This is a genomic window from Roseburia sp. AF20-18LB, from assembly GCF_003461185.1.
GTDB lineage: Bacteria > Bacillota > Clostridia > Lachnospirales > Lachnospiraceae > Roseburia_C > Roseburia_C amylophila.
In genome coordinates this window covers 41,792-55,856 of sequence record NZ_QTWP01000001.1, presented here as the reverse complement: position 1 = coordinate 55,856, position 14,065 = coordinate 41,792, and the positions used below count along the sequence as shown (strand labels likewise).

13 protein-coding genes are annotated in these 14,065 nt (G+C 38.7%); 2 read left to right on the top strand and 11 right to left on the bottom strand.

Annotation, left to right across the window (positions count from 1 at the left end):
• Positions 1-7: 7 nt before the first annotated feature.
• Positions 8-2,332, bottom strand: coding sequence for a hypothetical protein (locus DWX65_RS00270; RefSeq protein WP_118172536.1), 2,325 nt, complete (start codon positions 2,330-2,332; stop codon positions 8-10).
• 119 nt (positions 2,333-2,451) lie between these two features.
• Here DWX65_RS00270 and DWX65_RS00265 point away from each other — a divergent pair, with 119 nt between their 5' ends.
• Entirely contained in the window at positions 2,452-3,210 is a 759-nt protein-coding gene (locus tag DWX65_RS00265) for a helix-turn-helix domain-containing protein (RefSeq protein ID WP_118172535.1), read from the top strand.
• Positions 3,211-3,325: 115 nt separating this feature from the next.
• Here the strand turns inward: DWX65_RS00265 and DWX65_RS15260 are convergent, their stop codons facing one another.
• The 4 genes from DWX65_RS15260 to DWX65_RS15725 form a co-directional block, all read right to left on the bottom strand.
• A complete protein-coding gene (locus DWX65_RS15260) occupies positions 3,326-3,628 on the bottom strand; it encodes a hypothetical protein (RefSeq protein WP_242997775.1) in 303 nt (100 codons plus the stop codon).
• A 709-nt stretch (positions 3,629-4,337) separates the two neighbouring features.
• Entirely contained in the window at positions 4,338-4,673 is a 336-nt protein-coding gene (locus DWX65_RS00250) for a type II toxin-antitoxin system PemK/MazF family toxin (RefSeq protein WP_227700970.1), read from the bottom strand.
• Positions 4,673-4,990: a type II toxin-antitoxin system RelB/DinJ family antitoxin gene (locus DWX65_RS00245; RefSeq protein ID WP_117947094.1), complete on the bottom strand. Its 318-nt coding sequence runs from the start codon at positions 4,988-4,990 to the stop codon at positions 4,673-4,675. The genes DWX65_RS00250 and DWX65_RS00245 overlap by 1 nt, the downstream gene beginning before the upstream one ends.
• A 114-nt stretch (positions 4,991-5,104) precedes the next feature.
• Positions 5,105-5,407 carry a DUF6353 family protein gene (locus DWX65_RS15725; RefSeq protein ID WP_442969675.1) on the bottom strand — a complete coding sequence of 101 codons (303 nt, stop codon included), beginning with the start codon at positions 5,405-5,407 and terminating at the stop codon, positions 5,105-5,107.
• Positions 5,408-5,416: 9 nt separating this feature from the next.
• Between DWX65_RS15725 and DWX65_RS15645 the strand changes: the two genes are divergently transcribed.
• The gene (locus DWX65_RS15645; protein WP_334294237.1) at positions 5,417-5,659 is read left to right on the top strand and encodes a tyrosine-type recombinase/integrase; all 243 of its coding nucleotides are present in this window, start codon (positions 5,417-5,419) and stop codon (positions 5,657-5,659) included.
• A gap of 161 nt (positions 5,660-5,820) precedes the next feature.
• Here the strand turns inward: DWX65_RS15645 and DWX65_RS00230 are convergent, their stop codons facing one another.
• The 6 genes from DWX65_RS00230 to DWX65_RS00205 all read right to left on the bottom strand — a co-directional run bounded on the left by DWX65_RS00230 (position 5,821) and on the right by DWX65_RS00205 (position 14,039).
• Positions 5,821-6,831 (bottom strand): GGGtGRT protein, encoded by a 1,011-nt coding sequence (locus DWX65_RS00230; RefSeq protein WP_118172534.1) that lies wholly within the window; start codon positions 6,829-6,831, stop codon positions 5,821-5,823.
• Between the two features lie 19 nt (positions 6,832-6,850).
• Positions 6,851-7,543, bottom strand: a complete 693-nt coding sequence (locus DWX65_RS00225; RefSeq protein ID WP_022243201.1) for an iron-sulfur cluster assembly scaffold protein — start codon at positions 7,541-7,543, stop codon at positions 6,851-6,853.
• Between the two features lie 138 nt (positions 7,544-7,681).
• The gene (locus DWX65_RS00220) at positions 7,682-9,259 is read right to left on the bottom strand and encodes a putative ABC exporter domain-containing protein (protein ID WP_118172533.1); all 1,578 of its coding nucleotides are present in this window, start codon (positions 9,257-9,259) and stop codon (positions 7,682-7,684) included.
• Complete coding sequence (locus DWX65_RS00215; RefSeq protein WP_118172532.1) at positions 9,252-9,965, bottom strand: ABC transporter ATP-binding protein; 714 nt, start codon at positions 9,963-9,965, stop codon at positions 9,252-9,254. Before DWX65_RS00215 ends, DWX65_RS00220 begins: the two co-directional genes overlap by 8 nt.
• Positions 9,966-10,195: 230 nt before the next feature.
• Positions 10,196-10,867, bottom strand: a complete 672-nt coding sequence (locus DWX65_RS00210; protein WP_117841114.1) for a UDP-N-acetylglucosamine pyrophosphorylase — start codon at positions 10,865-10,867, stop codon at positions 10,196-10,198.
• A complete protein-coding gene (locus DWX65_RS00205) occupies positions 10,845-14,039 on the bottom strand; it encodes a type IA DNA topoisomerase (protein WP_118172531.1) in 3,195 nt (1,064 codons plus the stop codon). Before DWX65_RS00205 ends, DWX65_RS00210 begins: the two co-directional genes overlap by 23 nt.
• Between the last annotated feature and the right edge of the window lie 26 nt (positions 14,040-14,065).

The window sequence follows — 14,065 nt, the reverse complement described above, 5'->3', positions numbered from 1 at the left end:
TCCACATCTAATGCCAATATTCTGTCGAAGTTGTTATCCATTGTGATTCATCTCTGCTTGGATATGTATCTGAGTATTTTTCTGCACGTTCTATCATTCTGATATACGCTTCAGCAGAATTAAATGTTGCATTAATATCCACAATATTGCTATTGGTTGACATCTTTTTCCAGAAATCTGGTACTAAACCATAATGTGCAACACCACGATCACCGTTAACATCAAATGTGACATTTCCTGTAGTTTGTTTATTAACCTTTGCTGTTACTCCATCCGCATAAATTCCCGGATATAAATCTGTAAAAGTGTCATAATCAACTGTATCGAAACTTTCTTGTACTTTATCAAAGTTCGGTAACATGCATGCACCATTAACATCGCTTCCATACGGTATTCCAAGAATCATGTCATCTGACTCATCATCGTTCATGTTATACCATGTAGTCGGCACTTCGTATGGTCCGTCATATTTAAAGTAATTTTGATTATCCAATATTCCTGTAGTCGGTGTTTCTGAATTATTACTCAGTTCTATCATATATTCCAGATAATCCGTTGCACATCTCTGATGTCCTGTTGTTGTTTCCCACATCATAGGTGATATAATTCCACCAAGCTGATATATTTTTATCATACGTGGAATATCCAATTGTTCCCATGCCTCATCTTCTGGATTAAACATATCCAAAATTCTTGTATGAGAACATATAATTCCCGGATATTTTTCTTCCCATAAGATATCCAAGGTATCATTTAAGGACTTGTCACTCATGTGATCAAGTTCTATAATCATGTGTCTGTTTATCATCTGATGAATCATCCATTTTCCAGTCTCTGTAAGTCCCTCAACATTGGCATGTCCCTGTGCATCTTCTGGAAGATCTGCTTTCGGCTGTTTGTAGAATACTCTTGGATTGGTGCTTACCTCTGGTTGATAAAAATCTGATGTTTTCAGGTAATTCATAATACTGAATATTTCCCCCTGATATAACTGACATCCACCGAAACCGTTATTCAATGCATGTATCATATAAAAACTTCTTATTCCCAGATCATATACTTCATCCAATTGCTTTTCTATATTTTCCAGACCTGTGTTCATTTCTTCTTCTGTGATTTCTCCAGCATTATATTTTCCAACAAAATCCGTATCTGCACCAAAAATTGTGTCTACTTCAATTCCTAAGAATACAGCCATTTTGCCCTGACTGATCACATCTCTTGCCTGTTCGGATGATGTTACAATTCTAAACCATCCTTCATTCGGTCCACCACACTGTGCATCTATATAATCCTGCATTTTATATACATACTCTATTTCCTGTCGGATTGCGTCCATATCATTTGTTACGCCATTTTTATAAGGCGGAAGTACATTGGTAACTTTTCCTAATATTTCATTATTTAAGCACTGATGTACCAGCACTCTTTGCCCCGCCAGATAGGAACGCTCCAGCCATTTATAGTATGTCTGTTCGTGGTTTGTAGAATAACTTGTAGGCCAGTAACTAAAATTTGGATATCCCGATGTATTATGTGTCGTTGCACCATCTACTGCTTTTCCCCAAATATCATACGCTCCATTTACTCCATGCAGATCCGTACAATCATTGAGTGCATCTGCAATTCCCAGGGGACTAAATGCATCTCCATTAAATACAACTTCTCCTGATCCTTTGTTATGACACAAATGTGCATGAGTATCTGCTGTTCCGATAATGTTTTCACCACTTGACGGTCTCGCCATCACGTTCGATGTCGTTATTGGATTCCCATCCCCGTCATAAAAATCAATATTTATATCTGCTTCCGGAAACGGGTTATTTCCTTCTGTAAGTTCCAGTTCAAACCGGCATGTATCATCCACATTGTCTTTCCAAACCAGTGAAGTTCCCTTAATTCCAACATATTTCTTTTTAACATAAGAATAAAAAGAAAAGGAATTATCTTCATACTGCTCTACTTTAAATCGCGTCTTATCTGACAATGTCTTATTTCGGACAATTGCATTAAAAATGTTATATGTGAGATACTTGCTATCCTGATCAAAAAGAATATATTCTCCCAAGTCAGATGCTTTAAAGTAGAATGTCATTCCACTATCGGCTGTATCTGCCTGAGCTTCATATCCTGCTTTATTTCCAAGCAAGTATTTCCCATTACTGATAGACTTGATTTTAAAATAATGATTGGCCAGTGAATAAATACTTTGTTCCGAAGAACTTTCTGTCTCTGCTGTTGCTGCATAACAATTACTTGGATATGCAAAACCACCAACAGAAGTTCCAACTAACAGCATTGCCAGTAAAAAAATTACTTCTTTTCGTTTCATAGCATCTATCTCCTCTCTCTTAATCTCTTAATTGCATTTTATCTATTTCCGGCATATAATTATATTGATTTATCGTGTTTTATGTCAATTTATCGTGTTTTTGACAGGAGGAATTACCTATGTATAAAATGAAGTCAGACATCAATTTTTCACTCACACATGAAATGTTGGAAAATGCAGAAAATGAACGGATACATACATCTTATGCACAGGAAAAAGCAATTCTCGAATGTGTTTCAAACGGAGATATTCACGCATTGGAGAATACCTATTATTCACTCCCAACAACTGTTTACGGAAAGATGACCTCTTCCAATTCCAAATTAAAATTACTTTTTTATGCAAGTATTGCTAATACAACTTTAGTTACCAGATATGCCATCGAAGGAGGACTTAATGAGGAAACTGCTTTTTCCTTAAGTGATGTATATATACGAAAAATGGAACAATGTACCGATGTTGACGCTTTAATGAAATTAAATGAACAGATGGCTATTGAATTTACGCTTCGTGTTGCTGAAGCAAAAAAGACGCAAAAAAACTACTATTCACCAGCTATTTCTCGCGTCATTAATTATATCTATCATGGTAAAAATAAAACTTTAACCTTAAATCAACTGGCATCTTTAGTTAATTTAACACCTAAATATCTGTCTGCCCTGTTCCATAAAGAAACCGGACAGACGCTTACTGTTTTTATCCATAAAGTTCTCATTGAAAAGGCACAGAATTTACTGGCACATTCCGACTATAGTCTGGGTGAAATCAGTACTTACTTGAATTTTTCATCTCAAAGTTATTTTATTTCTATTTTTAAGAGATACACTGGTATAACTCCCGGACAATATCGTAAAATGCATCGCCAGATTAGTTGGTAAAATAGAAAATAACATAAGAATATCGATGATTAAACATTACTATCGCCAGAACTTTTCTCGTCTTGAAGATAAAAGAAAGCTACCAGTTTTTCCTCTGATAGCTTTCCATTCATTCTTATTCTGTTGGGAACATCGCTGCTTCCAGCTTATTCATCTCTGTATCCGAAAGACCATATTTTCCTGAATTATCTTTTTCCACGGATACTTTTACAGTAACAGTTTTTCCATAACTGTTCTTTTCAAGACTCTTCTGGACACTTTCTGTTAATACGGCTGCAAAGACTTCCGGATCATTTCCATCCAATCCCTGCTTTATTTTTTCATTGCTTACCTCTGTAGAGCTTTGTTGCAATGTCTGAAATACATTGGATGGTTCAACTTGTACACTTACTGTATAAACTCCATCCTCTTCTTTCACATCCTGTACTTTGTATTTTGCCAGTTTCTTTACTTCTGTCAGTTTTTCCGTATAATCAGCAATTCCTTTATCCGTAATGTTATCGGAATCATCAAATTGCTATTGGATGCTCTCATTAAAATCCTCTTCGATTTCTTTGCATCTTTTTCCGAGAGTTCTAACAGATTCGCATAGTCCTTATATTCTCCATGATAGTATGCATCAAGAGAACTTTGGACGTAAGATTTGGCATCGAAGTCTGGTTGTTTAGAGCACGCACTAATCCCAATACTTAACATTATCGTTCCCAAAATCATTAGATACTTTTGTAAGTTTTTCATCCTGTTATCCTCATACTTTTACTTCACAAAAAAATCCACAAATTTTCCGGCCTTTGATGGCAGTTTAAATTTATATTCTTGTCCTTCATACTTGAAAGAAAACTTTCCACCAAATAATCCGGCTTTTCCTTGGATATTTTTCATATTTGGAATATAAATTTTTGCCCATCGTTCATCATACGAATTATCAATGTTAGCATGATGAATATATAATATATTTTCATTTATACTTAGCAATGCTAAACCTCTGATACTTCATATTGTCTCTTCTAATTTTCCAAGTAAATCATTCATTCATTGGCTTATTACAACAACTGTTCCAACTAATTCCTCTACTTCATTTTTAAACAGGATAAAAGTCGAATTTTAAGAAATGGCACTATATAACTCTATATAGCACCATTATCTCTTAAAAATTTCTTATACATCTCTTCAATTTTCTTCAAATCTTCATGGTGCAAATCACCTATTTTAAAAATAAAACTGTCTTTTGTAAGAAGTGTTACTTTTGATACTCTTGCAGTAGAAGCCAATCTTAAACCAGCTTCCTCCCAATAAATAATTGGTGTATCATAAGGATCTTCTTTCCTTGCTTTGTGTTTGGTGATTTTAACTGATAATACACCAAGAATATTTTCATCAAGTACAACAACAGGTCTATTTATTGATTTGCTTTCATCTTCCTCTAAAGGAAATTCCACAAACCACACTTCACCTTTGTTCACTATTTAACACCTTTCTCCTTTTTCATTTGTTCAAACATATCATTCCATTCAGATTCATCATTCCATTCGTCAGCAGATGATATGACAGCTTTGCCTTCTTTATTATAATTTGTGTTCTGCATTGCTAACTTATATGCTTGTAATCCATAAATTCCAGTATTCATATCAGGCTTAAATGGTAATGCTTGCTCCCTTACTGCCTGTTTCGCAGCCATAGTAAAGAAAGTAGTCATATCAAGTCCAAGACTGGACATAAGTTCTTGCAATTGAGCCTTTAACGTTTCATCAATTCTCATTGTTACATTTGTATTTGCCATATATATCACTCCTTTCTTAATATTATTATATTCTCCATTTTTGCCTTTGTCAATACAATGTATTAACATTGCACATGAAAATTAAAATTACTTGGCATTTTTAATCGAACATTTTCAGTTCTGGCATATATTTCTGTATTCAGCCTGCATTACGTCTACTATTGTGGATTCGAAGAATCTGTCTGAATATGGCTCATAAAATAATGTCTTCGGTATTGATTCGTTGATATAGGTGTTGCATTCACCAAACATATATGAACCGTATATATACCGTTCTTCCGCTTTTTTAACATTTAAAGCATCCATAATCTTTTCATGAGCTTCTTTACCATACAGTTCTTTAAGCTTTCTCTGATAATCTTTATAAGACTGGTCAACTAAAGCGTATATCTCTTGAATGATGTCGGAATAACACACTCTTCATCCATGACTATGACATACGATAAATACAGTTACAGTTTCACCAAGGTAATTGAGTCGCTCGGATTAAATAAGGAGCATCGACCACATAATCCACGAAAAACGTTTATAACCAGATGTAGGAAGGCGGATGTTGATATAAATGCTCTGAAGCAAATGGTTGGTCACTCGATTAAGGATATAACGGAATCGGTCTATACGGTTCGTGATGTAGAATGGCTAAAAAAAGACCTGGAAAAAATGCAATAAAAGGGAGCTCTCTTAATCAAAAGAAAAGCTCCCTAATAAATTACCATCTGGTTGTCAAACGTGGTTGTCAAATAAGTGTCAAACAGTTGTCAAACGGCACGATTTCAACTACTTTTTACCACATCTTAATACTCTTAAAAGTGTTGATTTTACGCACTTTCTTAGAATTTACCAGCTTTTGCTGCTTCCTCTACGGATACTGCTACAGCTACAGTAGCACCAACCATTGGGTTATTACCCATTCCGATTAAGCCCATCATCTCAACGTGAGCTGGTACGGAAGAAGAACCTGCAAACTGTGCATCAGAGTGCATACGTCCCATAGTATCTGTCATACCATAAGAAGCAGGACCTGCAGCCATGTTATCTGGGTGAAGGGTACGTCCTGTACCACCGCCGGATGCTACAGAGAAGTATTTCTTACCCTGCTCGATACATTCTTTCTTGTATGTACCTGCAACCGGATGCTGGAAACGTGTTGGGTTGGTAGAGTTACCAGTAATGGAAACACCTACGTTCTCATGATGCATGATTGCAACACCTTCCTGAACATCATCAGCACCGTAACATTTTACAGTTGCACGAAGTCCGTTAGAATATGCTTTTTCATATACAACATTAAGTTTTGCTGCTTTGTAATCATACTGTGTCTCAACAAATGTAAATCCGTTGATACGGGAAATAATCTGTGCAGCGTCTTTTCCAAGTCCGTTTAAGATAACACGAAGTGGTTTCTGACGTACTTTGTTTGCTTTCTCAGCGATTCCGATTGCACCTTCAGCAGCTGCAAAGGACTCGTGTCCAGCTAAGAAACAGAAGCACTCTGTCTCTTCCTCTAATAACATTTTTCCAAGGTTACCATGTCCAAGACCTACTTTTCTGTGGTCAGCAACAGAACCTGGAATACAGAATGCCTGAAGACCTTCACCGATTGCTGCAGCAGCATCAGCAGCTCTTTTGCATCCTTTTTTGATTGCGATTGCAGCACCTACAGTGTAAGCCCAGCAAGCGTTCTCGAAACAGATAGGCTGGATTTTCTTTACCTGATCATATACATCAAGTCCAGCATCTTTTGTAATTTTTTCAGCTTCTTCAATAGAGCTGATACCATAGCTGTTTAATACAGCGTTAATCTGGTCAATTCTTCTTTCATATCCTTCAAATAATGCCATTATCTTCGTCTCTCCTTTCTTACTCTTCTCTTGGGTCAATGATCTTAACAGCATCAGCTACACGACCATACTGGCCTTTTGCTTTTTCCCATGCAGTGTTAGGGTCATCACCTTTTTTGATAAAGTCTGTCATTTTTCCAAGAGAAACGAACTGATATCCGATAACTTCGTTGTTCTCGTCAAGAGCGATGCCTGTTACATAACCTTCAGCCATCTCTAAGTAACGAACACCTTTCTCCTTTGTTGCGTACATAGTACCAACCTGGGAACGAAGTCCTTTTCCTAAATCTTCCAGACCAGCACCTACTGCAAGTCCGTCATCAGAGAATGCACTCTGAGTACGTCCGTAAACGATCTGTAAGAATAATTCTCTCATTGCTGTATTGATTGCGTCACAAACAAGGTCAGTATTTAATGCTTCAAGAATTGTTTTTCCCTGAAGAACCTCTGCTGCCATTGCTGCTGAATGTGTCATACCTGAGCATCCGATTGTCTCAACCAGTGCTTCTTCAATCACACCATTTTTTACATTTAATGAAAGCTTGCAGGCACCCTGCTGTGGTGCACACCAGCCTACACCGTGTGTAAATCCTGAAATATCTTCAATTTTTTTGGAATGAACCCATTTTCCTTCTTCTGGAATTGGAGCTGGCTCATGTTTTGCGCCCTTGGCAACAGGACACATGTTTTCGACTTCCTTCGTGTAAATCATTATAAGACTCCTTTCGATATGAAATATATATCATGTTAAACTTTGTTATACATTTAACACACCGCCCTCATTTTCTCACATTTTTTGACATTCGTCCAGTCTTTTTTACAGGAAATGCCCCTTAATTTTCTCAATTTGTTAATCTAATGCCTCCATCCGCTCAAATGCAAAGGATGCTCCGATTGCTCCAACCAGTGTCAGCAGGAATATAACGACTATCATCATAATAAATCCTGCAGTCACAGAAATGAACGCTCCCGTTGCTACTACCACAATGATTCCGACACATAATACCAGTCCCTGGAACAGCATCCGAAGAATCGTTCTGCCCAGTTCTCCAAACATTTTCCCTATCACGACATCTGCCAGCATATTCATATAAAGCTTATTAGCATTCAGGCACATATATAAAATGACGGTCAAAATCATGTAAGACACCGGAAGTCCCATTACGATACTGCCCGGCAGCGTAATCAGAAGTCCGTCAATCAGCGCACGGATATGCTCCATTTTGGTGGCATACCACATTTTCTTAAAATTGCTGTCCGGAATCAGATAGGTGTATGGATTTGCCAGTTCCTTCGACCACTTCGTCTTATAACCGCTGAAAATAAAGATAACATAGGCAATGACGCCCGGAATTACAAACATTTTAAAAGGCTGGCTGGAAATTTTATTATAATAAGAAACAACCGCAATTGCCACACCTATAACCAGAAACAGCACCGAATTCCAGCCAAAGATAAAGAAACGGTTTTTACGGTATTCTAATACCTGCCGGTAGAAAATTGCTTTAGCGTAAGTTCCCTTATAAGCCATCTTTACATTCCGCAAATACTTTTTCTTGCCATTTCCCACTACGACTTCGCCCTTTTTCGAGCGTTTCATCCGGTCATCATAATCTTCTGCAAATTTTGCAGCATCTTCATAGAATTCTCCGGTACACTTCATCTTTTTCGCATAAAGTACCAGCAAAACAGTACTGGTTAAAAGAAGTACGGTTGCCACCACATTGATTCCTACAGGGCCTATGATAATAAGCTGAATCAATGCAATTTCCCAGCCTATAATCGGAATCAGCTGTACCACCGGAAGCTGGATTAAGTCCACAAACACAGATAACTGCATGCCTTTCACCGAAACAAAGTAGATTGCCACCAGTGTAAAAGCTGCCATTACTCCATACATAATATAAGTAAGTACGGTAAAGAACTGTTTGGGAAGTGTTTCATTTCCATAGCAGATAATCATTAACGCTCCCTCTAAAATATTTTCCAGCACACCAGCATAAAGGAAATATAAAATCATCTTATATGGTGTAACACCAAATACACCAATTCCAAGTACCAGTACAAATAGTTCAACAATAAAATTGGTTAAGAACTGCTTCATTCCGGCATGAAGAATAACTTTCTTCGGTTCTTCCGGTGCAGCAAATACAAAATGTACTTCTGACGGGCGGAACAACAGTCCTTTTCTCTTGATATAGGAAATCAGATTTGCCGGAACAATCATAACCATCAGTACGGATAAAACAGTTGCAATTCCTTCCGGGCTGTTTAATCCGAAATCGACAGACATGGAACCAAGTCCATACAATACCAATGCTGCATATAAAACAACAAATACCAGTGCAAGAAAAGTCTGTGGCCGTTTCAGGCTCCGCTTCAATTTATTCTTAATGGTCTGGAAAAAAACAAAGGAAAGACTACTCATGTTCTTCACCACCAGTCTTTGGTTCTGTCACTTCAAAGAATAGTTCTTCTATGTCTTTATCCGCAATTTCATTTTTGTTAAATGTTGCTATAATTTTCCCTTGTTCCATTACAAACATCACATCCCACAAATCTTTTACCATTTCAAGCATATGGGTACTGATAAGAATGGTACAGCCTTTCTCTTTTAACTCAAGCACAACTTCTTTCAGTTCTTTTATGGCTGCCGGGTCAAGTCCAACCATTGGCTCATCCAACATAACAACCTTTGGATGAATAGCAAGTGCACAACAAATACTGACCTTCTGCATCATTCCTTTGGACAATTCATTTCCCAGCTTCTCCTGTTTATCCAGAAGTTCAAAACGTGTCAGCAGTGCATCTATTTCTTTCTCTGTAATGTCACTGTTATATGCCCGCTTCACATATTCGATATGCTCCCGCACCGTCAGTGCTTCAAACATTGCCGGAATCTCCGGTACATAGCCAAATATTTTCTTCGCTTCCAGGCTTCTTGCCTTCATTCCATTAATACCAACACCGCCTTCATAACGAAGGAGTCCTGCAATACTCTTTATAATGGTTGATTTTCCGGCACCATTTGGTCCAAGCAGGATACCGACCTGACCATCCTGCACCATAAAGCTGACATGGTCCACTGCTACATTCTTTCCATATTTCTTAGTAAGCTCTTGTACTTCTAACATTTTCACCCTCCAAAATTCACGAGAAACACTCTTTGTAAGCTTCCCGTATATACTGCGAGAAACACTCTTTTCAAAGTTCTCGTCCAACTAAAAAGCAGCCGTATGTATTACTTAATTAATACAGTAATGCATACAGCTGTTTTTGTCAACCATTCATTTCTTAATTTTCTATTGTCATTTTTCTGCAAGCAGCTACCGCAGGTAACTTCTGCGGGTAAATTTCCATCCGTTTAACCTTCTGCTTTACTTACAATTTCATTCTTATTCTTATAAATAGAATGCGCCGGAACTACTCCACGTACCGGGGAAAGCGGATAAATATTGGTATGTGGTCCGATGACCGTTCCCGGATTCAATACGGAATTACAGCCGACCTCTACAAAATCTCCTAACATGGCACCAAATTTCTTACGTCCGGTTTCCATCTTCTCATCAGCAGATTTTACTACCACCAGTGTCTTATCGGATTTTACATTGGATGTGATGGAACCTGCTCCCATGTGTGACTTGTATCCTAAAATAGAATCTCCCACATAATTATAGTGTGGTACCTGCACGGAATTAAAAAGAATGACATTCTTTAACTCGGTAGAATTGCCTACCACCGTTCCTTTTCCGACAATTGCATTACCACGAATGAATGCACAATGTCGTATTTCAGCATTTTCATCAATAATTAAAGGACCATTTAAACATGCTGTCGGTGCCACGGCAGCGGATTTTGCCACCCAGATATCCTCACCCTTCTGTTCATAAACATCCGGATTCAATGTTTTTCCCAGTTCTTTGATATAATCTCCGATTCCGGCAAGTGCCTCCCACGGATAAGTAAATTGTGCAAGATAATCCTTTGCGATTGTCTCCTCTAATGTATACATATTACTGATTTTGCACTGTTCCATCTTTCTCTTCCTCTCTTTCTTCTTCCGGTTTCCGGTCAAAATCAAAACGGATTTCATCCTCTTCAAACTTCAGACAGGTATCAAATACATTTCCTGCTTTCGAAGTAAATCCGGTTATTTTTTTAGCGGTATATCCTTTTGCAAAAAGCTCTTCTAATACTTCTTCAGCCAGTTCCACCTTTGCTACATAACGGTTCACCCGGAATCCGCAGTCACATTCATAGTACCACTGGCTTTTCTTTAACAATGCCCCACACTTTGGACATTTTACTTTTGTCTCTTCCGGTTTCGGACGCTCCGGAAAGTCAAATTCAATGCGTCCATCCTCGGTAAGCTTCAATGGTGCATCAAATTTCTTGCCATTCTTAGATTTAAACCCTGTTATAATTTCTGTCTTTCCTGTCAGTAAAAGTGCTTTTACCTGAGTTTCCTTTAATTTTACTCCGGCTATTTTACCGATTGAGAAACGGCAGCTGTCCTCTTTGTTTCTGTCATAATTGGCACAGCCATAGCCAAATGGCGTCTGCACAATATCACCCTGACACAGTGGACATTTTACATCTTTTACCTTCTTTGCTTCCACATGCTCAAAATCAAATTTCAGGACTTTCTTTCCATTCTCATCTTCTCCAAGCATCAGGCAGGCATCAAATTTCTTCTTATTCTTTGAAGTAAATCCGCGAATCGTTCCGGTTCTTCCATTGGTCAGAAGCTCCTTCACCTGGGCGGTATTTAAATCTTTCCCGGCTATTTTGCCAATGGCAAACCGGCAGCCAGACTCATCTTCCGCTTTATAATTGGCACAGCCATAACCAAATGGCTTTATTTCTATTGCTCCGCCACACAACGGACAACTTACGCCCTCTATGGTCTCCGGTTCATTCTGTGAAAAATCAAAGGTTATATTCGGTTTTCCTTCTTCATCCTTTGTCATCACAAGGCAGGCAGAAAACTTCTTCTTATTCTTCGAAGTAAATCCCTTTAAGACTCCGGTTCTGCCTTCGCTTAATAACTGCTTTACTTCTTCATCGTTAAGCTCTCTTCCGGCGATGGAACCAATAGCAAAACGGCATCCACTGCCATCTTTATTATAATTCGAGCAGCCATAACCAAAAGGTGTAGTCTCAATCTCGCCGCCACAGACCGGACAGGTTGCTCCGATTTTAACCCTTGCCTTCATATCTTTGGCATTGCTGCCAGCCAATGGACGAATCTGACCGGCAATCTGGCTGGTGAGATTTTCATTTATCATGGAAACTGTTTCTTTCCGGATAAATTCCTCTAACTTCTCCCGATAATCTTCCATCGGAACCGTTCCCTGGGTAATGCCATCCAAGCCCTTTTCCCAGGAAGCGGTCATCTTCGGATTCAAAAGTGCCGGAACAGTCATATTCACCACTTCATAAACCATCTCGCCTAAGGCTTCCGGCGTCAGCACCTGTGTTTTCTTATTCAAAGCAAGGTAGCCGATACGCACCAGCTTCTTGATGATTTCTGCCCTTGTAGCAGAGGTTCCAATTCCGGAGCCTTTAATCTGTTCTCTTAATTCCTCTTCCTCGATTAACTGTCCCGCATTTTCCATGGCAAGCACCATGGAACCTGAAGTATAACGCTTTGGTGGAGAAGTCTTTCCCTCTTTTACCAGAAATTCTTTTACTTCTGCGGTATCTCCTTCTTTGAGACTATCTGCAAGTTTTAGTAATGCTGCGCTGTTCTTCGGATTGTTTTCTTCTCCGTCGCCATCTTCCTTTTCCCGCTTTTCTTTGGTATCCGGTCTTCCGGCAATTTCAAGATATCCGGGAACCTTTAATACTTTTGCCCCGGCAAAGAAAGATTCCTTTTCAATTCCGATGGTCAGCTTTACCGTCTGATACTGTGCCGGCGGATAGAAAATACTTAAGAAACGCCGCACGATCAGTTCATAGACCCGCTTCTGCAATTCCGTCAGCGACTTATATTCATTGACCTGTCCGGTTGGAATAATAGCATAATGGTCTGTAATCTTACTATCATCGGTATAACTGCTCTTTCCGATATTTTTATATAAACCATGCTCCACAATACTTTGTACAAAAGGTGCAACCGGCTCAAAGGAACGGAGTCCTCTGATATTCTTACTGATTTCTTTTGCAACGGCAGAAGATAATACTCTTGCATCTGTTCTCGGATAAGTAGTCAGCTTTCTTTCATATAAGTCCTGTGCTACCTGCAGCGTCTCGTCCGGGCTGATTTTAAACCTTTTCGAGCACTCTGCCTGCAGCTCCGCCAGGTTAAATAAAAGCGGTGCATGTTTCTTTGAAATCCCTTTATCTACTGTTCTTACAATCGCCGTTTTATTAGTTAAATCTTCAATTAATTTTTCTGCATGTACTTTTTCTTTGAATCCATTCTCTTTATAAAGCAACGGAGATGCATAATAAGAAGAACCTTCTATTGCTTTCCATTCACCTTCTATCTCTGCATCAAAGAAATTTCCCACCACCCGGTAAAATGGTGTCTCTACAAAATTACGGATTTCCCGCTCCCGGATTACAACCATGCCAAGTACACAGGTCATGACACGGCCAACTGCAATTGCAGTATAGGACTTGGTTCCTGCCGCATCATTTAAAAGATTTCCATATTTTACAGACATGACACGGGAAAAATTAATTCCCATGGCATAGTCTTCAATGGTACGCATAATCCCGGAATTAGCAAGATTATCATAATCCGCCATTGGTCTTGCTTCAGCAATTCCTCTTTTAATTTCTTCCTCTGTCTGCGAATCTATCCATACCCGCAGCTCTTTCATACCTTCACGGACTCCACCGAACCGCCGGATATTCTCTTCAATGGTCTGTCCTTCTTTTCCGGCATCGCCTGCCCAGTAAACGGTATCAATATCTTCCCGGTGTAAGAGCTTATGTACGATGTCATACTGTTTGCTTACAGATGGTATGACATTATATTTATAATCTTTCGGAAGAAATGGAAGGTCTTCTAACTTCCACTTCTTATATTTTATATCATATTCTTCCGGATATACCATTTCCACCAGATGACCAACACACCAGGTAATAGCATAGTGACTGTCTTCGATATATCCGTCATTTCTGCCGGATACGCCAAGAATTCGTGCAAATTCCCGGGCAACACTTGGTTTCTCCGTGATAATTAACGACTTACCCAACCGTTATTTCCTCCAATTTCTGTGCC

Bases quoted from the DNA above. Each gene is read 5' to 3' on its own strand.
- DWX65_RS00270 (WP_118172536.1), bottom strand. From the start codon at position 2,332: ATGAAACGAAAAGAAGTAATTTTTTTACTGGCAATGCTGTTAGTTGGA.
- DWX65_RS00265 (WP_118172535.1), top strand. From the start codon at position 2,452: ATGTATAAAATGAAGTCAGACATCAATTTTTCACTCACACATGAAATG.
- DWX65_RS00245 (WP_117947094.1), bottom strand. From the start codon at position 4,990: ATGGCAAATACAAATGTAACAATGAGAATTGATGAAACGTTAAAGGCT.
- DWX65_RS15645 (WP_334294237.1), top strand. From the start codon at position 5,417: ATGACTATGACATACGATAAATACAGTTACAGTTTCACCAAGGTAATT.
- DWX65_RS00230 (WP_118172534.1), bottom strand. From the start codon at position 6,831: ATGGCATTATTTGAAGGATATGAAAGAAGAATTGACCAGATTAACGCT.
- DWX65_RS00225 (WP_022243201.1), bottom strand. From the start codon at position 7,543: ATGATTTACACGAAGGAAGTCGAAAACATGTGTCCTGTTGCCAAGGGC.
- DWX65_RS00220 (WP_118172533.1), bottom strand. From the start codon at position 9,259: ATGAGTAGTCTTTCCTTTGTTTTTTTCCAGACCATTAAGAATAAATTG.
- DWX65_RS00215 (WP_118172532.1), bottom strand. From the start codon at position 9,965: ATGTTAGAAGTACAAGAGCTTACTAAGAAATATGGAAAGAATGTAGCA.
- DWX65_RS00210 (WP_117841114.1), bottom strand. From the start codon at position 10,867: ATGGAACAGTGCAAAATCAGTAATATGTATACATTAGAGGAGACAATC.